This window comes from Rubrivivax gelatinosus (assembly GCF_004340905.1).
GTDB classification, from domain to species: Bacteria; Pseudomonadota; Gammaproteobacteria; order Burkholderiales; family Burkholderiaceae_C; genus Rubrivivax; species Rubrivivax gelatinosus.
The window spans coordinates 79,208-101,793 of sequence record NZ_SLXD01000002.1 but is presented as its reverse complement, the minus strand read 5'-3'; the positions used below and the strand labels follow the sequence as shown (position 1 = coordinate 101,793).

Sequence of the window (22,586 nt, the reverse complement as noted above, 5' to 3'; positions counted from 1 at the left end):
GCCTTCGAGCCAGATTGCCACGCGTTGGGCGCCTTGCCACAGCAGCGAGACCAGCCTTCCAGCCTGTCTCGACGAGGGCGGCTCCAATGCGGGCGCAGGTCCGGTACTGCGTTCCGTCATGTCTCAATCCTAATCACGAATGCCGGCCCGGCATGGGGTTGAAACAAACACTGCTCACTTTCCCTGAGACGGCCCGGCGCAAGCTTCCGGAGGGCGAGATCCAATGCCGTCAGGTGGGAGTGCATCCGATGCCTGGCGCGATGCTCCGGTATCGTCGCGGCCGTGCCCGACTCTTCCCGTCCCCCGGCCTTGCCGCCGCGCCGCGCGATCGCCGGCCGCTGGCGCGAAGCGCTCCTGCAGATGTCTGCCTGGGCTTCGTTGTCGCTGGTGTTCGCGGCACTCGTGAGCGCCTGGCTTGCCTATCGCTGGCTCGACCCGACCCCGCAGCGCCGCATCGTGATGGCCAGTGGCCCCGAGCACGGCGCGTACGACGGCTTCGCGCGCCGCTATGTGCCGCTGCTGCGGGCCCACGGCGTCGAACTGCAGATCGTGCCCACGGGGGGTTCTGCCGAGAACCTGAGGCTGCTGCGCGACCCGGCCTCGTCGGTGCAGGTGGCCTTCGTCCAGGGCGGCGTCGATGCCGCGACCGGCCACGACGAGGCGACGCTGCAGTCCCTCGGCACGGTGGCCCACGAACCGCTGTGGGTCTTCTACCGCGAAGCCAGTGAACGCGGGCTGGGCGCCCAGGGGCTCACGCGCATCGGCCAGATGGCGGGCTGGCGGCTCGAGGTCGGCCCCGAGGGCGGCGGCACCGCCGCGCTGTGGCGCCAGCTGCTGCTGGCCAACGGCATCGACCCGGCGTCGATGAACCTGCAGACCCGGGCCACGGTGTTTGCGGTCGTCGAACTGGTGGAGGGGCGTGCCGACGCGCTGGCCATGGTGTCCGCTGCCGACGCCCCGCTGGTGCAGTACCTGCTGCGTGCTCCCGGGGTGAAGCTGCTCGAGTTCGATCAGGCCCGGGCCTATGCACGCCGATTCCCGTTCCTGCACGAACTCGTGCTGCCGCGCGGCGTGGTCGACCTCGCCCGGGACGACCCGCCGCGCGACCTGCCGCTGGTGGCCACGACCGCCTCGCTGGTCGCGCGCGCCGACCTTCACCCGGCCCTGGTGCAGCTGCTCGTGCAGGCCTCGCACCAGGCGCACGGCGGTGCCGGATGGCTCAACTCGCCGGGCGAGTTCCCGCAGGCCACGAGCGCGGAATGGCCCCTGGCGCCCGAGGCCGAACGTTATGCGCGCAACGGGCCGCCGTGGCTGCAGCGTTATCTGCCGTTCTGGCTCGCGAACTTCGTCGACCGCATGTGGATCGTGCTGCTGCCGCTGCTGGCCGCGATCATCCCGCTGTCGCGCGTTCTGCCTCCGCTGCTGGCGATGCGTTTTCGCTCGCGCGTCTATCGCTGGTACGCCAACCTGCGCGAGCTCGAACAGGCGATCGAGCGGCAGGATGCGGAGTTCGGCCGGCTGCACGCCGAACTCGACCGCATCGACACTCAGATCGCGCGCATCGGCCTTCCGCTGGCCTACACAGGCGAGCTCTACGACCTGCGCAGCCACGTGCAGCTGGTGAGAAAACGGCTGCTGGCACGCGCGGCGGCACGCGTCGACGCCGGGCGCTGAGCGCGGGCCGGGCATCCCGCTTGCTGCGGGTGCTCCCCGCCCCGCGGCTGGGGCGCCAATGGTCGTGGAGCCGCGCTTGCGTTGCGGCGCCACCGCCGCACTGTCAAGAGGCCGCCATGGACGACCGACCGAACACGATCCGTCATCACGCGAGCGCACCGCCGATCTCGCTGCCGGTTGGCCACGTCGGCCCCGTGTTGCTGCCTGGGACGAACCGCGAAGTCTGGTGGACCGGCCGCGTCGCGATCGGTCTGCGTTACGAGCGTCCGCGTCATGCCGAGTCCGTGGGCCAATCCGCTGCCTGGGTGCAGGCCTTGATGCTCGCCTGGGCGCGCCGTGACGAGCGCCGGCGTACCGAGCGCGGAAGCTGCTGAGGCAGCTCCGCGGCGGCTGTCTTCAGCACGGCATCGAGGGCGTACCCGAACGCCGCACCCGGCGTGGCGCCGCCGCCGCCGCGAAGCCGGCATGGCGGCGCAGCATGCGCAGGATGGTGCAGACCGTCTCGCGCCACGGCAGTTCGTGGGTCAGGCGGTTGAGCGCGACGATGGCCGCGAGGCGTTCGTCGGCCGGGGCCGTCGCATGCAGGCAGCGCAGGTTGGTGGAAATGGCGTTCGGGTCGGTCAGCACGACGACGCCGGGGCGGAGTTCGGTCCAGCCCCAGCTGGCCGCGACCTCGACCCCGTCGACAGTCGCCGCCCAGACCGTGTCGCCGCTGCACGGCACCCCGCCGTCGCGGGGCGGATCGACACGTGTTCCCATGTGCCACCACGCCGGCCATTCGGCCGGGTCCTCCGGCATGTACCATTCACGAACCGGCCAAGACCGGATCATCCAGGGTTCAACGCAAACCGAGCCCATTACATCACCGTCTGCGAAGGAGTTCGCCGGCTCCACCCCCGCCAGGGGCGACGAGACCGGTCAGTTGGTCAACGCGATGAAATACCAGGATTACCTGGACATTGGCACCGCCGGCGATCGGGCGACGTTCGAAACGCGCCTCGTGCGTTTTGCCCAGAACCTCGATTTCCAGATCGTCCAGGCCGTGATGATGGTCAAGCAACCGTCGCAGCCGTCCGTGGTCGCGCGCCTTAGCAATCTGCCGAGCAGCTTCCAGGAGGCCTCCATGGACGAGGACGACTCGCGGCGTGACCCGGTCCTGCAGCGGCTGAGGGCGGCGAGCCTTCCGTTCGCCTACGACCAGGACACCTATGTGCGTGCGGGCGCCGGCGACCTCTGGGAGAGCCAGGCTCGCTACGGGTTCCGCACCGGGATCTCGATGTCGCTGCACCTGCCCGGCGGTCGCCAGTTCCTGTTCGGCGTCGACCGTGAACAACCGCTTCCGGCCGACGACGGGGATCTGGCGCGCCTGATGGCCGATCTGCAGCTGCTGGCCGTCCATGCGCAGGAGACGGCGGCCCGGGTGATGCTGCCCCGCAAGCTGCGCTCCGGCGACGGCCCCAGGCTCACGCCGCGGGAACGCGAGGTGCTGCTGTGGACGCGCGAAGGCAAGTCGGCCTGGGCGATAGGCCAGATCCTGTCCATGAGCGAACACACGGTCGTCTTTCACCTGCGAAACGCAATGGGCAAGCTCGAGGTCTCCAGCAAGCACAGCGCGGTGCTGAAGGCGATGGAACTCGGCCTGCTCTGAGGTCGCGCTGCGCGCAGGCCGCCCTCCAGGCGAAAAAAGAGGCGTCGCCCACAGGGGGCGACGCCTGATGCGAGCGCGCTGGAGGGACGAACGCTCCCGCATCGAAGGCCCGGGTCGTGATCACCAGCACTTGCCGGGCGCAGAAACCATGCTGCCTCTGCTGCGAATTTCCATGGCGCGAATGTCGATGAAGGCCGACGTGCGCCAGGAAAGTTCATTCAGTCATTCAGAGGCCACCGGTACGGGGAAAGCCGAGAATTTCTGCAATGATGTCCCACATGATCGCCTCCATTAGCCGCCGAATTGGCGGTGAATTCGTTGAGGCGAATTGCAGCAGTCGGCCGGAGTTTTGAGACCTGCAAACCTTTGCAGGTGGCGGCCCGCGCCGCGGCCGCGTCGTGCAGCGCTCGGGGCAACCGGGACGCTTGGGGGCAGCGGCACGATGACCGGCGCCTTGGCGCCGTGGTGGCGCGGCAGGCCCGGGGCGCGTCGTGGGTGCCTCGAGACGGCGCCGGCGTGTGCCGGGCGCGTGTCAGCTCAGGTGTTCAACGGAGGGAGCAGGAACCCGGTCCTGCGGCGCGTCCGCAGCCGGCGCAGGGGTTGACGGGGGTGGGAGGCGCCTCGGGTGCGGTCCTGCCGGCGGCGAACACCGACAGCTGCTTCTCCAGCAGCGTCGAGTGGCATTGCGGGCATTGCACAACGGTGTCCGAGCGCACCAGCGCCTCGAAGCGCTGGCTGCATTCCTGGCAGGCGTATTCGTAGATCGGCATCGTCGGTGTTCCAAGGGGCGGCTCGCTGGCCGCGCGCGCGTATCGCCTGCGATTGTGCTGCACGCCGTCACGCCACGACCGGGCGCCCATCAAGCAAAAGGCCCGGTATCTTGCGATACCGGGCCTCGGCTTGTTAATGGTCGGGATGGCGGGATTCGAACTCGCGACCCCTTGCACCCCATGCAAGTGCGCTACCAGGCTGCGCTACACCCCGACGAAGCCTTGCAGTATACCTCAGACAATACGCTTGTGAATCACGGAGTCAGCAATTCGCGGATCGAGATCAGTTCGGCGCGCAGGTTGCCGACGCCATCCGGCCAGGCGTCGATGGCAGCCTGGACCGGCGCGACCAGCGTCGGGGCAGCCGCGAACGCGGCGTCGGCTGCGGGCTCGACTCCCGGCGCCGTCATGCCATCGATGGCATCGAGAGCTGCGGCCTGCGCGCCCGGATGCCCGTCGGCCAGCCGATTGCGCGCACCGCTGATCGTGAAGCCCTGTTCGTAGAGCAGCTCGCGGATGCGTCGGATCAGCAGCACCTCGTGGTGCTGGTAATAACGCCGGTTGCCCCGCCGCTTCATCGGCTTGAGCTGCGTGAACTCCTGTTCCCAGTACCGCAGCACGTACGGCTTGACGCCGCACAGCTCGCTCACCTCACCGATCGTGAAGTAGCGCTTGGCGGGAATGGGGGGAAGCGTTTTCTCCATTGAAAACAACAGGATCGACGCGGGATCGAGACTTTACTCGAAGTCCCCCTCGGCCGGCGTGTCGCCTTGCACGATCGCCTTCAACTTGTGACTGGCGTGGAACGTGACGACGTTGCGCGCCTTGATCGGGATGAGCTCGCCGGTGCGCGGGTTGCGGCCCGGGCGCGGCGCCTTGCGTCGGATGTTGAAGTTGCCGAAGCCCGAGAGCTTGACGTCGTCGCCTTCGACGAGCGTGCCGTGCACGATCTCGAAGAAGGCCTCGACCATGTCCTTGGACTCGCGCTTGTTCAAGCCCAGCCGGTCGAACAGCAGGTCGGCGAGCTCGGCCTTGGTCAGCGTCGGCGTCTCGAGCGACGGCAGGATGACGCGTTCCTTCGGTGCGGTGTCGTTCATGACGGTATTGCTCCCCGGTCAGGTGCGCAGGCGCGCGCCGCAGGCGGCCTGCACGCGCTCGACGGCGGCGGCGACGGCCGCGTCGATGCGCTCGTCGGTCAGTGTCGCGGCCGGGTCCAGCAGTTCCAGGCGCACGGCCAGGCTGCGTTCACCCGCGGCCAGGCCGCCGCCCGGCTGGGCCGGCTTGTAAAGGTCGAACAGCGTCGCCTGGCGTACCAGCGCGTCGGCGCGCAGCGCGGCGATCAGCGCGTCATGGCGCACGCCCTCGCCCACCACCAGCGCCAGGTCACGCCAGACGGACTGCTGGCGCGACAGCGGTTCGAAGTTCGGCAGCGGGCGTTCGAGCAGCACGGCGGCCTCCAGCTCGAAGACCAGTGGCGCCTGCGGCAGCTCGTAGGCCTGGCGCCACTTCGGGTGCAGCTCGCCGACGAAACCGACAGCGCGGCCGTCGACCTCGATGCGCGCGCAGCGGCCCGGGTGCAGCGCCGGGTGCTCGGCGGCCACGAAGACCGGCTTGCGCGGGGCGAACAGCGCCTCGACGTCGCCCTTGAGGTCGAAGAAGTCGACCGCCCTCTCCTTCTGGCCCCACTGCAGCGGCAGCGCGTTGCCGTAGGCAAGGCCGGCGATGCGCAGCGGCTGGTCGACGCCGGCCACGGCCAGCGGGCCGTCGACGGCCGCCGGGTCCCGGCGGAAGACGCGGCCGAGTTCGAACACGCGCACGCGCGCCGCCTTGCGCGCCAGGTTGCCGCGCAGCACGGCGACCAGGCTGCCGATGAGGCTGGAGCGCATCACGGCCAGCGGCGCGGCTATCGGGTTCAGCACCTTGATCGGGTCGGCGTTGCCGGCGAGTTCACGCTCCCAGCGTTCCTCGACGAAGCTGAAGTTGATCGTCTCCTGGTAGTCGAGCGCGGCCACCGCACGCTGCAGCGCCGACGCGCTGCGGCGCGCCTCGGGGCGCACGCGCGCCGTCACCGGCGCTTGCGGCGGCGTCGCCGGCAGCTTGTCGTAACCGACGACACGCACGACCTCCTCGATCAGGTCTTCCTCGATCTTCAGGTCGAAGCGCCAGCTCGGCGGCGTCACGGTCAGGCGGCCGGGTTCCTCGCTGAACTGCAGTCCCAGGCGGCGGAAGACCTCGGCGCACTGCGGCTGCGTCAGCGGCAGGCCGGTGACCTTGGCCGCGCGCTCGACACGCAGCGTCACGGCTTGCGCCTTCGGCAGCGCCAGCGTCTGGTCGTCCATGGGGCCGGCCTCGCCGCCGCAGATCTCGATGATCAGCCGCGTGATGCGCTCGATGTGCTCGACGGTCAGCGCCGGGTCGACGCCACGCTCGAAGCGGTGGCCGGCGTCGGTGCTGAAGTTGTAGCGCCGCGAGCGACCCTGCACCGCCTCGGGCCACCAGAACGCGGCTTCGACGTAGACGTTCTTCGTGTCGTCGGACACCGCGGTGGCGTCGCCGCCCATGATGCCGGCCAGCGACTCGACCTGCACCGCGTCGGCGATGACGCCGACCCTGGCGTCGACGCTGATCGTGTTGCCGTTGAGCAGCTTCAGCGTCTCGCCTTCGCGGCCCCAGCGCACGACCAGCTTCTCGTGGATCTTGTCGAGGTCGAAGATGTGCGACGGGCGGCCGAACTCGAACATCACGTAGTTCGAGATGTCGACCAGCGCGCTGACGCTGCGCTGGCCGCAGCGCGCCAGGCGGTCGACCATCCACTGCGGCGTCTTCGCCTTGGTGTCGACGCCGCGCACGACGCGGCCGGAGAAGCGGCCGCAGAGGTCCGCGGCCTGCACCTCGACCGGCAGGCGCTGGTCGTGCGCCGGCACGACGGGCTCGATCGCCGGCACGGAGAGCGGCGTGCCGGTCAGCGCCGAGACCTCGCGCGCGATGCCGTGCACGCTCAGCGCGTGCGCCAGGTTGGGCGTCAGCTTGAGCGTGAAGACGGTGTCGTCGAGTTTCAGGTATTCGCGGATGTCGGTGCCGACCGGCGCGTCGGCCGGCAGTTCGAGCAGGCCGCCGTGTTCGTCGGCGATCTTCAGCTCGCGCGCCGAGCACAACATGCCGAAGCTCTGCACGCCGCGCAGCTTGCCGACGCCGATCTTGAACGGCTTGCCGTCCTCGCCGGGCGGCAGCATTGCGCCGACGGTGGCCAGCGGCGCCTTCAGGCCGGCGCGGGCGTTGGGCGCGCCGCAGACGATCTGCAGCGGCTCGGCGGCGCCGATCGACACCTTGCACACGCGCAGGCGGTCGGCCTGCGGGTGTGGTTCGGCTTCGAGGATCTCGGCGACGACGATGCCGGTGAACGGCGGCGCCACCGGCTCCAGGCTCTCGACCTCGAGGCCGGACATGGTCAGCAGGTCAGCGAGCTGTTGCGTGCCGAGCGGGGGGTTGCAGAACTCGCGCAACCAGGATTCTGGGAACTGCATGCGGCTCTCGTCGGGTCAGCGGAACTGGGAAAGGAAGCGCAAGTCGTTGTCGAAGAACAGGCGCAGGTCGGGCACGCCGTAGCGCAGCATCGCCAGGCGGTCCGGGCCCATGCCGAAGGCGAAGCCGATGTGGCGCTCCGGGTCGAGGCCGAAGTTGCGCACGACGTTCGGGTGCACCTGGCCGGAGCCGGCGACCTCGAGCCAGCGCCCGGCCAGCGGGCCGCTGCGGAAGGCGATGTCGATCTCGGCCGAGGGCTCGGTGAACGGGAAGAACGACGGCCGGAAACGTACGTCGAAGTCGTCGGTCTCGAAGAACTGGCGGATGAACTCCGAGAAGACGAACTTCAGGTCCTTGAAGCTGACGTTCTCGCCGATCCACAGGCCTTCGCACTGGTGGAACATCGGCGAGTGCGTGGCGTCGCTGTCGACGCGGTAGGTGCGGCCCGGGGCGACGACGCGGATCTCCGGGATGGCCTTGCCGGCGGCCAGGTCGGCCGCGTGCCGGGCGGCGTGGGCGCGCGCGTAGCGCACCTGCATCGGGCTGGTGTGCGGGCGAAGATTCAGCCAGCGGCCTTGCGCGTCCTTCAGGTCGACGTAGAAGGTGTCCTGCATCGAACGCGCCGGATGGTTCTCCGGGTTGTTCAGCGCCGTGAAGCTCATCCAGTCGGTCTCGATCTCGGGGCCTTCGGCGACGTCGAAGCCCATCGAGCCGAAGATCTGCTCGATGCGTTCGATGACGCGGCTCACCGGGTGCAGCCCGCCGACCGAACGGCCGCGGCCGGGCAGCGTGACGTCCAGCGCCTCGGCGCGCAGCTGCACCGCGAGTTCGGCTTCGGCCAGGCGTTCGCGCGCGGCCGTCAGCTCGGTCTCGATGCGGACCTTGGCCTGGTTGATCTCGGCGCCGCGGGTCTTCTTCTGCTCGGGCGGCAAAGCGGCCATGCCCTTCAGCAGCTCGGTCACGCGGCCGCTCTTGCCGAGGTAGCGCGCCTTGGCGTTCTCCAGTTCGGCCGGGCTGGGCGCCGCGCCGAAGTCGGCGACGGCTGCCTGCACCAGCGATTCGAGGTCGTTCATGTCGGCGTCGGTCAACAGGAGCCGCCGCCGCAGCGTCGGCTCGAAAAAAGAAAAAAGGCCGCCTGGAAGCTGACGGCCTTTGGAAAGCTCATGCCCCGGCAAGCCGGGGCTTGCTGGTCAAGCGAGCTGGGCCTTCACCTTCGCCACGATGGCGCCGAAGGCCGCCGGGTCCTTGACCGCGAGATCGGCCAGGACCTTGCGGTCGATGTCGATCTGCGCCTTCTTCAGGCCGGCCATGAACTTGCTGTAGGTGATGCCGAGCTCGCGGCTCGCGGCGTTGATACGCGCGATCCAGAGCTGACGGAACACCCGCTTGCGGGTACGACGGTCGCGGTAGGCGTATTGGCCCGCCTTCATCACCGCCTGCTTGGCGATGCGGAAGACGTTCTTGCGACGGCCACGGAAACCCTTGGCCAGGGCCAGGATCTTCTTGTGGCGGGCGTGGGCGGTTACACCGCGTTTGACGCGAGGCATTGTGTGGCTCCTTGTGCGTGCGTAAGAAGATTACAGACCAGCGAAGGGCAGCATCGCGGCGATGTGGCCCATGTTGGTCTCGTGCACGTTCGCGGCGCCGCGGAGGTGGCGCTTACGGGTCGTGGTCTTCTTCGTCAGGATGTGGCGCTTGAACGCCTGGCCCCGCTTGACGGTGCCACCCGGACGCACGCGGAAGCGCTTCTTGGCGCTGCTCTTGGTCTTCATCTTGGGCATGACTGCTCCTTTTAAGTGACCCCTGCAGGCGGCGCCGGATGGTTCCGGCACGCTTGTCTGCCTGCAGCGGCTTTTAGTCCACCGCCGGAGTGACCGACCCCGGCGGCGGATTCCTCTTGCCGGTCTCCGAGCTTATTTGCGCTTCGGAGCCAGCACCATGATCATCTGCCGGCCTTCGAGCTTGGGCATGTGCTCGACCACCGCGACATCGGCCAGTTCATCGCGGATGCGCTCCAGCAGGCGCATGCCGATGTCCTGGTGGGTGATCTCGCGACCGCGGAACCGCAGCGTGACCTTGCCCTTGTCGCCGTCCTCGCCGATGAAGCGGCGCAGGTTGCGCATCTTGATCGCGTAGTCACCTTCGTCGGTCCCGGGGCGGAACTTGACTTCCTTGACCTCGATGACCTTCTGCTTGGACTTGGCTTCGGCGGCCTTCTTCTGTTCCTGGTACTTGAACTTGCCGTAGTCCATCAGCCGACACACCGGCGGATCTGCAGTGGCCGCGATCTCGACGAGATCGACGTCCAGCTCGCCAGCCATGCGCAGGGCCTCCATCGTCGGGACGATGCCTAGGGGTTCGTTGTTGACCCCGTTCAGGCGCACCTGCGGCGCCATGATTTCCCGATTCAGCCTGTGCTTGCGCTCCGCGTTGGGAGTGCGGCGATCCATGAACGTAGCGATGTGTCAACTCCTCGAGCGGCCCGAAGGCGGCGGGCCGTCAATCAAATCAATGGTGCGGGCGGCGCTGGCAAGCCTCATACCTTGGCGGCGATGTCGCTGGCGATCTTCTGGTGGAAGTCTGCAAGAGGCATCGCGCCGAGGTCGAGATTGCCCCGCGCGCGCACGGCAACAGCCCCGTTTGCCTTCTCCTTGTCTCCGACGACCAGGATGAACGGGGCCTTCTGCACCGAGTGCTCGCGGATTTTACGGTTTATTTTTTCGTTGCGCAGGTCCAGTTGCACCCGAACCCCCTGCCGCTGCAGCGATTTCGCCACTTCGGCCGCGTAATCGGCCTGTGCGTCGGTGATCGACGCCACCACCGCCTGCACCGGCGCCAGCCAGACCGGCAGCGCGCCGGCGTGCTGCTCGATGAGGATGCCGATGAAACGCTCGAGGCTGCCGACGATCGCGCGGTGCAGCATCACCGGGTGGCGGCGCGAGCCGTCCTCCGCGACGTACTCGGCGTCCAGGCGCTCGGCCATCGAGAAGTCGACCTGCATCGTGCCGCACTGCCACTGGCGGCCGATCGCGTCCTTCAGCGTGTACTCGATCTTCGGGCCGTAGAAGGCACCGTCGCCCGGCGAGATCACGTAGTCGCAGCCCGAGCGCTTGAGGCTCTCGACCAGCGCGTTCTCGGCCTTGTCCCAGATCTCGTCGCTGCCGATGCGCTTGTCGGGACGCGTCGCGACCTTGTAGAGGATGTCGGTGAAGCCGAAGTCGGCATAGACCTTCTGCAGCAGCGCCGTGTAGGCCACGCACTCGCCGAGGATCATGTCCTCGGTGCAGAAGACGTGGCCGTCGTCCTGCGTGAAGGCGCGCACGCGCATGATGCCGTGCAGGCCGCCGGTGGGCTCGTTGCGGTGGCAGGCGCCGAACTCGCCATAGCGCAGCGGCAGGTCGCGGTAACTCTTGATGCCCTGCTTGAAGATCAGGATGTGGCCCGGGCAGTTCATCGGTTTCAGCGCGTAGTCGCGCTTCTCCGACTCCGTCGTGAACATGTTCTCGCGGTACTTGTCCCAGTGGCCGGTCTTCTCCCACAGCGCCTTGTCCAGGATCTGCGGGCCCTTGACCTCCTGGTAGCCGTTGTCGCGGTAGACCCGGCGCATGTACTGCTCGACCTCCTGCCAGACGGTCCATCCCTTGGGGTGCCAGAACACCGTGCCCGGCGAGTGCTCGTCGAGGTGGAAGAGGTCGAGCTCGCGGCCGAGCTTGCGGTGGTCGCGCTTCTCGGCCTCCTCCAGCATGTGCAGGTAGCCCTGAAGCTCGTCCTTGCTCGCCCAGGCGGTGCCGTAGATGCGCTGCAGCTGCTCGTTGTTCTGGTCGCCGCGCCAGTAGGCGCCGGCCACCTTCATCAGCTTGAAATGCTTGAGCCTGCCGGTGCTGGGAACGTGCGGGCCGCGGCACAGGTCTTCGAAGCCGCCTTCGCGGTACAGCGAGACGTCCTGGTCGGCCGGGATGCTGCCGATGATCTCGGCCTTGTAGTGCTCGCCCAGGCCCTTGAAGTAGGCCACGGCCTCGTCGCGCGGCAGCACGCGGCGCACGACCGGCTCGTTCTTCGCGGCGAGTTCGGACATGCGCTTCTCGATCGCCGCCAGGTCCTCCGGCGTGAACGGGCGCTTGTAGGCGAAGTCGTAATAGAAGCCGTTCTCGACCGTCGGGCCGATCGTCACCTGGGCCTCGGGGAACAGTTCCTTGACCGCGTAGGCCAGCAGGTGCGCCGTCGAGTGGCGGATCAGCTCCAGCGCGTCGGGGTCCTTCTCGGTGACGATCGCGAGCTGCGCATCGCGTTCGATCGTGAAGCTCGTGTCGACCAGCTTGCCGTCGACACGGCCGGCCAGCGCGGCCTTGGCCAGGCCGGCGCCGATCGAGGCGGCGACCTCGGCGACCGTCAGCGGCGCCGGGTACTCACGCCGGGAACCATCCGGCAGGGTGATCTGGATCATGTTCAACCTCGGGAAAAGAAAAAGCGCGGAGCCAGGCCGCGCTTTGTCCGGAGAAAGGGAAGTCGCGGGACGCGCGGGGCTCAGACCTCGGTGGTGAACGGGGTAGTCCGCGGTGTCATAACCGTCATGCCTTTCTCGCCCTTGTGAAGGTTGATGGGAGCCGGCATTTTAGCCCTCACGCCAGCACAGCGGCGTCTAGGCCGCGGCCCGAGGTCACCAACTCGGCGAACTCGTCGGCCAGACGGCGGCTCTCGTCGACCGCGCGGCGCCAGACGCGCACCCGCCCGGCGAGGTCGTCGCCATAGGTCTTGAAGTCGGCGCGGTCGGGCAGCTTGCCGTTCGGCAGCGAGGCCACCCACTCGGGCGTCGGCGCCAGCACGACGACGTTGTCCAGCAGCGGCGTCGCACGGTGGCGCCGTTTCCAGGCCTTGTCCAGCCAGCCTGGCACGACCTGCGGCTGGAAGTGCGGGTACAGCACCAGCCCGTCCTTCATCGCCGCATAGCCCAGGTGCAGGTGGTAGTCGGTGATGCCGCCGTCCCAGTAGGCGCCGCGCGGGCCGCCCGGCACGTCGTGCACGGCGTCCAGCCAGAACGGGATCGAGCAGCTCGCCAGCACTGCCGGCGCGAGGTTGGCCGGCGTCAGCGCGCAGACCCGGCTCGGGTAGTCCGACAACGCGAGCGGCAGCGCGTCGCGCGGGTCGCTGAACACGACACGCTCGATCCAGCCGCCCAGCGCACGCCGGCTGGCGGCGTTGGCAACGAAGGCCCCGGCGTAGCCGATCGGCGTGCGCCAGCGCCCTTCCCGCCCGAGCAGATGGCGTCCGCGGCTCGTGAAGACATGCAGCCGATAACGCGGATGCGACAGCAGCTCGTCAGCGCGAATGCCCAGTCGCGCGTTGACCGTCTGTCCGAATGTTTCGCTGACCTGCCGCTTCGTCGGCGGCCGGCCCGGTTCGTGCTCGTAGTGTTGCGTGATGTAGTCCTCTGCCATTGTCGCCAACGCCGCGTCGGCGTCGGGCAGGCAGGCCGAAGCCAGTCTCCAGGATCCGATCGATGCGCCCAGAAGGTGCACGGTCTCCGTCGTATCGCGCAGCCAATGCCCGAAAATGAACCGGTCGAGCGGATTGAGCACCAGACCTTTCGGCCCACCCGCCGCGCCCGGCAGTACCCGGACGTCGGCGGCCCGCAGGCCACGCTCCTGAAGCGCGCGCCGCGCGCGTGGCCCGGCGAAGAGTTGCAAAGCACGCATGGGCCGCGATGCTAGGGCAGGTCTTGTTGCCATCGTTCACCCCCCGATACCCCCGCACCCCGCGACGCGCGGGCGCTGCGGCCCTATGTTCGAAGGCAATGCGAATTGAAGCGACGCCCCTGATGCGCCGCAGCGCCCTGCTGCGTACCCTGACGACTCTTGCGGTCGTCCTTTCCACGTTCTCCGCCGCGCCGGCCGGGGCCTTCGGCCTGGACGACGTCGCCCGGGAGGCCGAGGCGCTGGCGCGCCGGCCTTACGAGGAACCTGCGCCGCTGCCGCCGGCGCTGGCTCAACTCAGCTACGACGACTATCGCAAGGTCCGTTTTCGCCCCGATCAAGGTCTGTGGCGCCCCGAGGCCCTGCCCTTCGAGCTGCAGTTCTTCCACGTCGGTCGCGGCTTCACGCGGCCGCTGAAGCTGATGGAGATCGTCGACGGCCGCGCACGGCCGCTGGAGATCCCGCGCGCCTCGTTCAGCGACGAAGGCGTGCTGCCGCCGTCGGAAGTGGTGTCGGGCATCGCCGGCCTGCGCGTGCACCACGCGCTGAACACGCCCAAGGTGATGGACGAGTTGATCGTCTTCCTCGGCGCGAGCTACTTCCGCGCCCTCGGCGCGGGGCAGCGCTACGGGCTGTCGGCGCGCGGCCTGGCGGTCGACACCGCAGGCGGCAGCGGCGAGGAGTTCCCGGCGTTCACGGCCTTCTGGCTTGAACGCCCGGCGCCGGGCGCGCAGACGCTTCGCCTGTACGCGCTGCTCGACGGCCCTCGCGTGGCCGGTGCCTATCAGTTCGACATCAAGCCCGGCCAGACGACCGTGGTCGACGTGCAGGCGCGGCTGTGGCTGCGTTCGCCGGTGGCCACGCTGGGCATCGCGCCGCTGTCGAGCATGTTCCTGCACGGCGAGAACCAGCCGGTGGCCGACGACTACCGCCCCGAGGTTCACGACTCCGACGGTCTGCAGATCGCCACCGCCGACGGCGAGTGGATCTGGCGCCCGCTGGTCAACCCGAAGAGCGCGTTCGTCACCTCGTTCGCGCTGAAGTCGCCACTCGGCTTCGGCCTGCAGCAGCGCGACCGCAGCTTCACGAGCTACGAGGATCTCGAGGCCGCTTACGAGCGCCGCCCCAGCGTCTGGATCGAGCCGATCGGCGACTGGGGCGAGGGTCGCGTCGAGCTGCTGCAGTTCCACACCCCCAACGAGACCCACGACAACATCGCCGCCTACTGGGTGCCGCGCAACCTGCCGCCCCCGGGACTGCCGATTGCCCTGGGTTGGAGGATGCACTGGGCGGCCGACGCTGCAACGCCGCCACCCGGTGCCCGTGTCGTGCAGACTCGACTGGGCCACGGCTACCGCGAAACGCCGATCCCGCCCCAGCGCCTGCAGTTCCACCTCGATTTCAACGGCCCGACGCTGGCCGAGCTGCCCGCCGACGCCGCGGTCGAGGCCGTCGTCAGCGGCAACGACAACGCGCGTGCGCTGCGCGCGGTGGCTTATCCGAATCCGGCGCGCGGCGGCTGGCGTGTCTCGATCGATGTCGAGCGCGCCGATGCCGGACGTGCCCTCGAGCTGCGTGCGTTCCTGCGCCTGGGCGACCGCACGCTGTCCGAAACCTGGTCCTACGCCCTCGCTCCCCAATGAAAACCAATCTACGTACCGCACCCCCGGTCGTGCGTTCGCCGATGCGGCCGCACCCCTGGTTCGGTTTCCTGCGCGGCCTGCTGTTCGCCGCAATGCCCGGCATGCGTTTCGGCGCCGCGCCACGTGCCACGCCCTGGCTGGCCGCCGCAATCGCGCGCCGGCGGCTGCTGCTGGCACTGGTCGCGGCCTTCGCCGTCGCCGCCTGGGCGCTGACGCCCGAGGGCACACCTTGGCCGCAGGCGCTGCTGCAGACGCTGCTCTTCGCCTGGGTGGCGATCGGCTTCGTCACCGCGCTGATGGGTGGCTGGGTGATGCTGCGTGGCGACCCGCACGCGCTGACGCTCAAGCGCCCGCACGCCCCGATCGACCGCGGCGCTCGCACCGCGGTGATCATGCCGATCTGCAACGAGGACATCGCCACCGTCTACGGCGGCCTGCGCGCGACCTGCGAGTCGCTCGCCGCCACCGGGGCGCTGTCGCTGTTCGACATCTACGTGCTCTCGGACACCGCCAACCCGAAGCTGCGCGAAGCCGAAGTCGCCGCCTGGCAGCGGCTGCGCACGATGCTGGGCGACGGCGAGGTCGACGGCGGCGCGCGCGTCTTCTACCGCTGGCGCCGCCGGCGCACCAAGCGCAAGGCCGGCAACGTTGCCGACTTCTGCCGCCGCTGGGGCTCGCAGTACCGCTACATGGTCGTGCTCGACGCCGACAGCACGATGAGCGGCCGCACGCTCGTCGACATGGTGCGGCTGATGGAAGAGAACCCGCGGGCCGGCATCGTGCAGTCGCTGCCGACGGCGCGTGCGCAGGACACGCTGCACTCTCAGCTGCAGCAGTTCGCCACCCGCGTCACCGGGCGGCTGTTCTCGCTGGGCATGGCCTTCTGGCAGCTTGGCGAGTCGCACTACTGGGGCCACAACGCGATCATCCGCGTCGAGGCCTTCATGACGCACTGCGCGCTGGCGCCGATCCCGGGCCGCGGCGGCCTGGCCGGCGAGATCCTGTCGCACGACTTCGTCGAAGCGGCGCTGATGCGCCGCGCGGGTTACGAGGTGTGGCTGGCGCCGCAGCTCGACGGCTCCTGGGAGCAGTACCCGCCCAACCTGCTGGCCGAGCTGCAGCGTGACCGCCGCTGGTGCCAGGGCAATCTGCAGAACGCACGCCTGGTCGCCGAGCCCGGCTGGCGCCCGGCGCACCGCGCGATGTTCGTCACCGGCGCGCTGTCGTATGCGATCGCGCCGCTGTGGATCAGCTTCGTCGTGCTGGGCACCTTGCTGGACGCGCCGCGCCTGAGTGACGACAGCGCGGTCGTGCTCTGGGTGATGACCGCGGTGCTGCTGCTGATGCCGCGTGTGCTGGGTGTCGTCGCGGTGCTGGCCGCCGGCGAGGCGCGCCGCTTCGGCGGTAGCGCCGCGCTCGTCGCCAGCTCGGTGCTGGAACTGCTGGCCTCGGCGGTGCAGGCACCGCTGCGCATGCTCGCGCACACGACCTTCGTCATCGGCGCGCTGACCGGGCTGAAGCTGGAATGGAAGTCGCCGCCGCGGCAGGCCGGCACGGTCGCCTGGCGCGACGCCGCGGTCAGCATCGGGCTGATGTCGCTGCCGCTGCTGGCGCTGGCCGTGCTGGGCCAGCGCAGCGGCGAGATCGGCGCCTGGCACCTGGCGCCGCTCGTGCTGCCGCTGCTGCTGGCGGTGCCGTTCACGGTGCTGACCGGCAGCGAGGCCGTCGGCCGTGCGGTGCGCCGCGCCGGCCTGCTGGTGACGCCCGAAGACCGCGAGCCGCCGCGCCCGGTGGCGCGCGCCGCCGAGAACCGCGGCTTCGCCGACCTCGTGCCGCCGCCGGTGGTCAACGCCGCCCGTGGCGCTGCCGCGGCCATGGGCCGGCCGCGCGCGGTGATGGCCGCGGGCATGGCCGCGCTGGCGGTGTTCGTGACGCTGCCGCAGACCGGCATCACGCCGCAGCTGTCACCTGCGATGCAGGCCCAGCGTGACCTCTTCGCGCTGATGCGTTCGTCGCCGATCAGCGTGCCCCAGGTGCGGCTGGAGCCCAGCCCGGTGGCCTTGCGTTTCGACGCCAGCTACCGGCCGGCGGCGCGCATCGACGACGACATCCGCCGCCGCGCGCTGGAGGCCGTCCAGCGCGCCGAGGGCCAGGAGAGCTACGAGCGTTTGGTCAACAGCTTGGCGAAGGCCGCGGCCATCGCGCCCTGACCCTGTGGCTGCGCGGCGGCCTGGCCGCCGCCGCGTGAGCGTTCGTCGCGCCCCGCGGGCCGGTAGGCGTTGCCGCCCCGTTCGCCTGCCGGGCGCGGCGCCGCATCCAGCTTCATCGTCAGCGAGATGCGCTTGCGTGCCAGGTCGACCTCGAGCACGCGCACCTTCACCGTCTGGCCGGTCTTCACGACCTCGCGCGCGTCGTTGACGAACTTGTTCGACAGCTGGCTGACGTGCACCAAGCCGTCCTGGTGCACACCCAGGTCGACGAAGGCGCCGAACTGGGCGACGTTGCTGACCGTGCCTTCGAGCACCATGCCCGGCTGCAGGTCCAAGATGTCCTCGACGCCTTCGTTGAAGCGCGCCACCGTGAAGTCGGGCCGCGGGTCGCGCCCGGGCTTCTCCAGTTCGGCGAGGATGTCCTTGACCGTGATGGCGCCGAACTTGTCGTCGGCGAAGGCCTCGGGTTTGAGCGTGCGCAGCACCTCGGCGCGCCCCATCAGCTCCTGCACCGGGCGGCCGGTGGCGGCCAGCATCTTCTGCACGACCGGGTAGGTCTCCGGGTGCACCCCGGTCAGGTCCAGCGGGTTGTCGCCGTCGCGGATGCGCAGGAAACCGGCGGCCTGCTCGAAGGTGCGCGGGCCCAGGCCCGACACGTCCAGCAGCTGCTGGCGGTTGCGGAAGGCGCCGTGGGCGTCGCGCCAGCGCACGATGCTCGCCGCCACCGCCGGCGACAGCCCCGACACCCGCGCCAGCAGCGGCGCCGACGCGGTGTTCAGGTCGACACCGACGCCGTTGACGCAGTCCTCGACGACGGCGTCCAGCGACTTCGCCAGCCCGCTCTGGTTGACGTCGTGCTGGTACTGGCCGACGCCGATGCTCTTCGGGTCGATCTTCACCAGCTCGGCCAGCGGGTCCTGCAGCCGGCGCGCGATGCTCACCGCGCCGCGCAGGCTGACGTCCAGGTCGGGCAGTTCCTTGCTCGCGAACTCGCTGGCCGAATAAACCGAGGCGCCGGCTTCGCTGACGACGACCTTGTCCAGCTTCACGTCGGGCGCGATCTGGGCGACACGCTTGATCAGGTCGGCGGCGAGTTTATCGGTCTCGCGGCTGGCGGTGCCGTTGCCGATCGCGATCAGGTTGACGCCGTGCGTCGCGACCAGCCGGCCGAGCACGTGCAGCGAACCTTCCCAGTCGTTGCGCGGTTCGTGCGGATAGACCGTCGAGGTGTCCAGCACCTTGCCGGTGTCGCTGACCACGGCCACCTTGACGCCGGTGCGGATGCCCGGGTCCAGGCCCATCACGACACGTTTGCCGGCCGGCGCGGCCAGCAGCAGGTCGCGCAGGTTGTCGGCGAAGACCTTGATCGCCACACCTTCCGCCTCCTCACGCAGGCGCGAGAACAGGTCGCGCTCCAGCGACAGCGAGAGCTTGACCTTCCAGGTCCAGGCGACGGTCTTGCGGATCAGGTCGTCGGCCGGGCGCTTGGCGTGGCTCCAGCCCAGGTGGCGCGCGATGCGGCCTTCGGCCCGCGAGGGCTGGCCGGGCACGAGCTCCTCGTCGAGCACCAGCTTGGCGTCCAGCCATTCCTGCGTGCGGCCGCGGAACACCGCCAGCGCGCGGTGGCTGGGCACGGTGCGGATCGGCTCGGCGTAGTCGAAGTAGTCGCGGAACTTGGCGGCGTCGGCGTGCGTGCCGTCCTTGCCGTCGACCAGCTTGCTCTGGAACAGGCCTTCGGCCCAGAGCCATTCACGCAGCTGGCCGACGAGCACGGCGTCTTCGGCCCAGCGTTCGGCGAGCAGGTCGCGCACGCCGTCGAGCACCGCGTGGGCGTCGGCGAAACCGCCGTCGGCGTTGATGAAGGCGGCGGCCTCGGCCAGCGGCTCCAGCGTCGGGTCGGCGAAGAGTTTGTCGGCCAGCGGCTCCAGCCCGGCTTCGCGCGCGATCATGCCCTTGGTGCGGCGGCGCGGCTTGTACGGCAGGTACAGGTCTTCCAGCTCCTGCTTGGTCGGCGCGGCCTCGATCGCGGCGCGCAGTTCGGGCGTCAGCTTGCCTTGTTCGTCGATGCTCTTGATCACCGCGGCACGGCGGTCCTCCAGTTCGCGCAGGTAGCCCAGGCGGGCCTCCAGTTCACGCAGCTGGATGTCGTCCAGGCCGTCGGTCGCCTCCTTGCGGTAGCGGGCGATGAACGGCACCGTGGCGCCGCCGTCCAGCAGTTCGACGGCGGTGTTCACCTGAGCCGGCCGAACCTTCAGTTCGGCGGCGATCTGCAGAACGATCTTGTCCAAAAGCGATGTCCGGGAAAGCGAAAGGCGCGCAGTTTAAAGGCCGGCCGTGGGCGCGCCGCTTGGCGGCCACGGCCGGTGCGGGGGCTCAGCGCGACAGCCAGCGTGCAGCGCCGTCGCCGGCGGCCAGGCCGGTGGAGAAACAGCCGGTGAGCAGATAACCGCCGGTCGGCGCCTCCCAGTCGAGCATCTCGCCGGCGACGAAGACACCCGGCAATGCGTGCAGCATCAGGCGGTCGTCGACGGCGTCCAGCCGCACGCCGCCAGCGCTGCTGATCGCCTCGGCAATCGGCCGCGGCGCCGTCACCGGCACCGGCAGTGCCTTGATCGCCGCAGCCAGCTTGTCGACGTCGTGCTGATCGGCCTTGGGTACCCGCTCCCAGAGCAGCGCGGTCTTCACGCCGCCCAGGTTCAGCCGCGACTTCAGGTGCGAGGCCAGCGAGCGGCTGCCGCGCGGGTGCGCCAGTTCGCGCCGCACCCAGTCCAGAGGCCGCGCCGGCAGCAGGTCGAGCTCGAAGACCGCACGGCCGTCGCGCACGATCGCCTCGCGCAGCGGCGCCGAGAAGGCGTAGACCAGGCTGCCTTCGACGCCGGTTTCGGTCAGCACGAACTCGCCCGGGCGGCGCTCGCCGCCGAAGGCGATGGCCACCGACTTCAGCGGCTCGCCGGCGTGGCGCGTGCGCAGGAACTCGCTCCAATCGACGTCGAAGCCGCAGTTGGCCGGCGCCAGCGGCGCCAGCCCGACGCCACGTGCCGCCAGCCAGGGCCACCAGGCGCCGTCGCTGCCCAGGCGCGGCCAGCTGGCGCCGCCCAGCGCGAGCAGCGTCGCGTCGGGACGGCGTGTCACCGGCCCGGCCGGGCCGTCGAAGGCCAGCGCGCCATCGTCGGTCCAGCCGGTCCAGCGGTGGCGCATCTGGAAGACGACGCCGGCCGCACGCAGCCGGTGCAGCCAGGCGCGCAGCAGCGGCGCGGCTTTCATCTCGGCCGGGAAGACGCGGCCCGACGTGCCGACGAAGGTCGACACGCCGAGTTCGGCGGCCCAGGCGCGCAGCGCGTCGGCGCCGAAAGCCTGCAGCCGTGGCGCCATCCAGCCGGCTGCCGACCTGTAGCGCGTGACGAAACGCTCGAAAGGCTCGGAGTGCGTCAGATTCAGCCCGCCCTTGCCGGCAAGCAGGAACTTGCGCCCCGCCGAGGGCATCGCGTCGAAGACCTCGACACGGTGCCCGGCGGCGGCCAGGCGTTCGGCGGCCATCAGCCCGGCCGGGCCGGCGCCGATGACGACAGCCAGGCGATCAGCCATCGGCCCTCCCCTGGCGCCACTGCACGAGGTCCTCGATGGACAGCGTCGGCAGACCGTGGGCCGCCGCGAAGGCCTCGATCTGGGCGCCTCGCGCCATGCTGCCGTCGGGGTTCATCAGCTCGCAGAGCACGGCGGCGCGCTGCAGGCCGGCCAGATCGCAGAGCTCGATCGCGCCTTCGGTGTGGCCGCGGCGCTGCAGCACGCCGCCGGCCTCGGCGCGCAGCGGGAAGACGTGGCCGGGGCTGACCAGAGCCTCGGCACGGGCGCCTGGGCCGGTGGCGGCACGCACCGTCGTCAGCCGGTCGGCGGCGCTGACGCCGGTGGTCACGCCTTCACGCGCTTCGATCGTCACGGTGAAGGCGGTACGGTGGCGGCTGCCGTTGTGCACGACCATCGGCGCCAGGCGCAGCCGCTCGATGGCCTCGGGCGGCAGGCACAGGCAGACGATGCCGCTGCCTTCGCGGATCAGCATCGCCATCGTCGCCTCGGTGAGATGTTCGGCGGCGACGATCAGGTCGGCCTCGTTCTCGCGGTCGTCGTCGTCGACGAGCAGCACCGGGCGCCCGGTGCGCATCGCCGCCGCGGCGGCTTCGAGCCGCTGGCGCAAGGTGGCAGTTGAACCGGCCAGCGCCGGGGTGTGGAAGGTTGGGTTCATGTGGAGACGCTCCTTCGAGTGGGACGGAGACGTTCCAGGGACGCATGCGCGCCGCCACGCCGCGACCCGCCGGAGCCGGGCGCGGCAAAGCGGCACGTCTTCTTTCATCCGGACTGTGACCGTCGGCCCTGGCATCGCACCAGGTCTGCTGACCCCGGCTTGCGCCGGGCGCTCGCGGGCTCGCGGCCGAGGCCGCCTACCGCCGGTGGGGAGTTCCACCCCGCCCTGAAGACGTGTGCCGGCACCATGCCGGCGCCAGGACTGTAACCGCTGGCGCTCAGCCCCGGCCGCGCAGCGCCGCCCGCAGCTGCTCGCCGACCTGGGGCCGGTCGGCGAAGGCGTCGCTCGGGTTGCGCCCGGCGACGAGGTCCTCCATGCGCTGGCGCACCGAGCCCAGCGTCTGCGGGTGGCTGAAGACGTAGAAGCGGTTCTCGTCCATCGCGTCGAAGACCCATTGCGCGACGTCGGCAGCGCTGACCTTGCCGCCGGTGACGGCTTTTTCCATCATCGCCTGGGCGACCATCTGGCTGCGCGTCGGCCGTCCGTCGGCGGCCAGTTCGGCCGGGCGGTGGCGGCCGCTCTCGTGGATGCCGGTGGGCACGAAAAACGGGCACAGCACGTGGGCGTGCACCCGTTCGGCGACCAGCGACAGGTCCTGGTAGAGCGTCTCGCTGAGCGCGACGACAGCGTGTTTGCTGACGTTGTAGACGCCCATGTTGGGCATGTTGACGAGGCCGGCCATGCTGGCGGTGTTGACGACGTGGCCGCGGTAGCCCGGGTCGGCCTGGGCCGCTTCCAGCATCGCCGGCACGAAGACGCGCACGCCGTGCGCCACGCCCATCAGGTTGACGCCCAGCACCCATTCCCAGTCGCGCGCCGACTGCTCCCAGATCAGCCCGCCGGCGCCGACTCCGGCGTTGTTGAAGACGAAGTGCGGCGTGCCGAAACGCGCGAAGGTGGCGGCGGCCAGCGCCTCGACCTCGGCCGCCTTGCTGACGTCCAGCCGGAACGGCAGCACCTCGGCGCCGCGCTCCGTCAGCTCGGCAGCGGCCGCCTCCAGCGCCTCGGCCTGCAGGTCGGCCATCACCAGCTTCATGCCGCGGGCGGCGGCGATGCGGCTCGTTTCCAGGCCGAAACCGCTGGCGGCGCCGGTGATGACCGCGACGCGGCCCTGCCATTCGTTCATCGT

Annotated in this window: 20 protein-coding genes, 1 tRNA gene and 1 riboswitch; of the genes, 5 read left to right on the top strand and 16 right to left on the bottom strand. The window is 69.9% G+C overall.

Going from position 1 to position 22,586, the window contains the following annotated elements:
• Positions 1 to 360 precede the first annotated feature (360 nt).
• On the top strand, positions 361 to 1,674 hold the full coding sequence (locus EV684_RS03640) for a TAXI family TRAP transporter solute-binding subunit (protein WP_132644853.1): 1,314 nt from the start codon (positions 361 to 363) through the stop codon (positions 1,672 to 1,674).
• A 116-nt stretch (positions 1,675 to 1,790) separates the two neighbouring features.
• Complete coding sequence (locus EV684_RS03635; RefSeq protein WP_132644852.1) at positions 1,791 to 2,048, top strand: hypothetical protein; 258 nt, start codon at positions 1,791 to 1,793, stop codon at positions 2,046 to 2,048.
• 22 nt (positions 2,049 to 2,070) lie between these two features.
• On the opposite strand, the gene EV684_RS03630 is transcribed toward EV684_RS03635, so the two are convergent.
• Complete coding sequence (locus EV684_RS03630) at positions 2,071 to 2,433, bottom strand: hypothetical protein (protein WP_132644851.1); 363 nt, start codon at positions 2,431 to 2,433, stop codon at positions 2,071 to 2,073.
• Between EV684_RS03630 and EV684_RS03625 the strand changes: the two genes are divergently transcribed.
• Positions 2,432 to 3,322: a helix-turn-helix transcriptional regulator gene (locus EV684_RS03625; protein ID WP_242478407.1), complete on the top strand. Its 891-nt coding sequence runs from the start codon at positions 2,432 to 2,434 to the stop codon at positions 3,320 to 3,322. The two genes, EV684_RS03630 and EV684_RS03625, sit on opposite strands and share 2 nt — an antisense overlap.
• Before the next feature lie 545 nt (positions 3,323 to 3,867).
• Here the strand turns inward: EV684_RS03625 and EV684_RS03620 are convergent.
• The 11 genes from EV684_RS03620 to EV684_RS03570 all read right to left on the bottom strand — a co-directional run bounded on the left by EV684_RS03620 (position 3,868) and on the right by EV684_RS03570 (position 13,307).
• Complete coding sequence (locus tag EV684_RS03620; RefSeq protein ID WP_132644850.1) at positions 3,868 to 4,092, bottom strand: FmdB family zinc ribbon protein; 225 nt, start codon at positions 4,090 to 4,092, stop codon at positions 3,868 to 3,870.
• 137 nt (positions 4,093 to 4,229) lie between these two features.
• A tRNA-Pro gene (locus EV684_RS03615) sits at positions 4,230 to 4,306 on the bottom strand.
• 40 nt (positions 4,307 to 4,346) lie between these two features.
• Positions 4,347 to 4,796 carry a MerR family transcriptional regulator gene (locus tag EV684_RS03610; protein WP_132644849.1) on the bottom strand — a complete coding sequence of 150 codons (450 nt, stop codon included), beginning with the start codon at positions 4,794 to 4,796 and terminating at the stop codon, positions 4,347 to 4,349.
• Positions 4,797 to 4,829: 33 nt separating this feature from the next.
• Complete coding sequence (locus EV684_RS03605; protein WP_132644848.1) at positions 4,830 to 5,189, bottom strand: integration host factor subunit alpha; 360 nt, start codon at positions 5,187 to 5,189, stop codon at positions 4,830 to 4,832.
• A gap of 18 nt (positions 5,190 to 5,207) precedes the next feature.
• Entirely contained in the window at positions 5,208 to 7,616 is a 2,409-nt protein-coding gene (gene pheT, locus EV684_RS03600; protein ID WP_132644847.1) for a phenylalanine--tRNA ligase subunit beta, read from the bottom strand.
• 15 nt (positions 7,617 to 7,631) lie between these two features.
• Positions 7,632 to 8,687, bottom strand: coding sequence for a phenylalanine--tRNA ligase subunit alpha (gene pheS, locus EV684_RS03595; protein ID WP_132644846.1), 1,056 nt, complete (start codon positions 8,685 to 8,687; stop codon positions 7,632 to 7,634).
• A 117-nt stretch (positions 8,688 to 8,804) separates the two neighbouring features.
• Complete coding sequence (gene rplT / locus EV684_RS03590) at positions 8,805 to 9,161, bottom strand: 50S ribosomal protein L20 (protein WP_009856974.1); 357 nt, start codon at positions 9,159 to 9,161, stop codon at positions 8,805 to 8,807.
• A gap of 30 nt (positions 9,162 to 9,191) precedes the next feature.
• Positions 9,192 to 9,395: a 50S ribosomal protein L35 gene (gene rpmI, locus EV684_RS03585; RefSeq protein WP_014428657.1), complete on the bottom strand. Its 204-nt coding sequence runs from the start codon at positions 9,393 to 9,395 to the stop codon at positions 9,192 to 9,194.
• Positions 9,396 to 9,527: 132 nt separating this feature from the next.
• Positions 9,528 to 10,064 (bottom strand): translation initiation factor IF-3, encoded by a 537-nt coding sequence (infC, locus tag EV684_RS03580; protein ID WP_132644845.1) that lies wholly within the window; start codon positions 10,062 to 10,064, stop codon positions 9,528 to 9,530.
• Positions 10,065 to 10,150: 86 nt separating this feature from the next.
• Positions 10,151 to 12,058, bottom strand: coding sequence for a threonine--tRNA ligase (gene thrS, locus EV684_RS03575; RefSeq protein ID WP_132644844.1), 1,908 nt, complete (start codon positions 12,056 to 12,058; stop codon positions 10,151 to 10,153).
• 175 nt (positions 12,059 to 12,233) lie between these two features.
• Positions 12,234 to 13,307: a patatin-like phospholipase domain-containing protein gene (locus EV684_RS03570; RefSeq protein WP_132644843.1), complete on the bottom strand. Its 1,074-nt coding sequence runs from the start codon at positions 13,305 to 13,307 to the stop codon at positions 12,234 to 12,236.
• A gap of 122 nt (positions 13,308 to 13,429) precedes the next feature.
• Between EV684_RS03570 and EV684_RS03565 the strand changes: the two genes are divergently transcribed.
• Positions 13,430 to 14,947: a glucan biosynthesis protein gene (locus EV684_RS03565; RefSeq protein WP_132644842.1), complete on the top strand. Its 1,518-nt coding sequence runs from the start codon at positions 13,430 to 13,432 to the stop codon at positions 14,945 to 14,947.
• The gene (gene mdoH / locus EV684_RS03560; protein ID WP_132644841.1) at positions 14,944 to 17,157 is read left to right on the top strand and encodes a glucans biosynthesis glucosyltransferase MdoH; all 2,214 of its coding nucleotides are present in this window, start codon (positions 14,944 to 14,946) and stop codon (positions 17,155 to 17,157) included. The genes EV684_RS03565 and mdoH overlap by 4 nt, the downstream gene beginning before the upstream one ends.
• Here the strand turns inward: mdoH and EV684_RS03555 are convergent.
• From EV684_RS03555 to EV684_RS03540, 4 genes are all read right to left on the bottom strand, one after another.
• A complete protein-coding gene (locus EV684_RS03555; RefSeq protein ID WP_132644840.1) occupies positions 17,106 to 19,445 on the bottom strand; it encodes a Tex family protein in 2,340 nt (779 codons plus the stop codon). The two genes, mdoH and EV684_RS03555, sit on opposite strands and share 52 nt — an antisense overlap.
• Positions 19,446 to 19,530: 85 nt before the next feature.
• Positions 19,531 to 20,742, bottom strand: a complete 1,212-nt coding sequence (locus tag EV684_RS03550) for a TIGR03862 family flavoprotein (RefSeq protein ID WP_132644839.1) — start codon at positions 20,740 to 20,742, stop codon at positions 19,531 to 19,533.
• Complete coding sequence (ribB, locus tag EV684_RS03545; protein ID WP_132644838.1) at positions 20,735 to 21,397, bottom strand: 3,4-dihydroxy-2-butanone-4-phosphate synthase; 663 nt, start codon at positions 21,395 to 21,397, stop codon at positions 20,735 to 20,737. The genes EV684_RS03550 and ribB overlap by 8 nt, the downstream gene beginning before the upstream one ends.
• A 92-nt stretch (positions 21,398 to 21,489) precedes the next feature.
• Positions 21,490 to 21,634, bottom strand: a riboswitch (FMN riboswitch).
• A gap of 40 nt (positions 21,635 to 21,674) precedes the next feature.
• Positions 21,675 to 22,583, bottom strand: a complete 909-nt coding sequence (locus EV684_RS03540) for an SDR family oxidoreductase (protein ID WP_132644837.1) — start codon at positions 22,581 to 22,583, stop codon at positions 21,675 to 21,677.
• Between the last annotated feature and the right edge of the window lie 3 nt (positions 22,584 to 22,586).

Coding starts and splice junctions, on each gene's coding strand:
- EV684_RS03640 (WP_132644853.1), top strand. CDS start 361: ATGTCTGCCTGGGCTTCGTTGTCGCTGGTGTTCGCGGCACTCGTGAGC.
- EV684_RS03635 (WP_132644852.1), top strand. CDS start 1,791: ATGGACGACCGACCGAACACGATCCGTCATCACGCGAGCGCACCGCCG.
- EV684_RS03625 (WP_242478407.1), top strand. CDS start 2,432: ATGTGCCACCACGCCGGCCATTCGGCCGGGTCCTCCGGCATGTACCAT.
- EV684_RS03630 (WP_132644851.1), bottom strand. CDS start 2,433: ATGGGAACACGTGTCGATCCGCCCCGCGACGGCGGGGTGCCGTGCAGC.
- EV684_RS03620 (WP_132644850.1), bottom strand. CDS start 4,092: ATGCCGATCTACGAATACGCCTGCCAGGAATGCAGCCAGCGCTTCGAG.
- EV684_RS03610 (WP_132644849.1), bottom strand. CDS start 4,796: ATGGAGAAAACGCTTCCCCCCATTCCCGCCAAGCGCTACTTCACGATC.
- EV684_RS03605 (WP_132644848.1), bottom strand. CDS start 5,189: ATGAACGACACCGCACCGAAGGAACGCGTCATCCTGCCGTCGCTCGAG.
- pheT (WP_132644847.1), bottom strand. CDS start 7,616: ATGCAGTTCCCAGAATCCTGGTTGCGCGAGTTCTGCAACCCCCCGCTC.
- pheS (WP_132644846.1), bottom strand. CDS start 8,687: ATGAACGACCTCGAATCGCTGGTGCAGGCAGCCGTCGCCGACTTCGGC.
- rplT (WP_009856974.1), bottom strand. CDS start 9,161: ATGCCTCGCGTCAAACGCGGTGTAACCGCCCACGCCCGCCACAAGAAG.
- rpmI (WP_014428657.1), bottom strand. CDS start 9,395: ATGCCCAAGATGAAGACCAAGAGCAGCGCCAAGAAGCGCTTCCGCGTG.
- infC (WP_132644845.1), bottom strand. CDS start 10,064: ATGGATCGCCGCACTCCCAACGCGGAGCGCAAGCACAGGCTGAATCGG.
- thrS (WP_132644844.1), bottom strand. CDS start 12,058: ATGATCCAGATCACCCTGCCGGATGGTTCCCGGCGTGAGTACCCGGCG.
- EV684_RS03570 (WP_132644843.1), bottom strand. CDS start 13,307: ATGCGTGCTTTGCAACTCTTCGCCGGGCCACGCGCGCGGCGCGCGCTT.
- EV684_RS03565 (WP_132644842.1), top strand. CDS start 13,430: ATGCGCCGCAGCGCCCTGCTGCGTACCCTGACGACTCTTGCGGTCGTC.
- mdoH (WP_132644841.1), top strand. CDS start 14,944: ATGAAAACCAATCTACGTACCGCACCCCCGGTCGTGCGTTCGCCGATG.
- EV684_RS03550 (WP_132644839.1), bottom strand. CDS start 20,742: ATGGCTGATCGCCTGGCTGTCGTCATCGGCGCCGGCCCGGCCGGGCTG.
- ribB (WP_132644838.1), bottom strand. CDS start 21,397: ATGAACCCAACCTTCCACACCCCGGCGCTGGCCGGTTCAACTGCCACC.
- EV684_RS03540 (WP_132644837.1), bottom strand. CDS start 22,583: ATGAACGAATGGCAGGGCCGCGTCGCGGTCATCACCGGCGCCGCCAGC.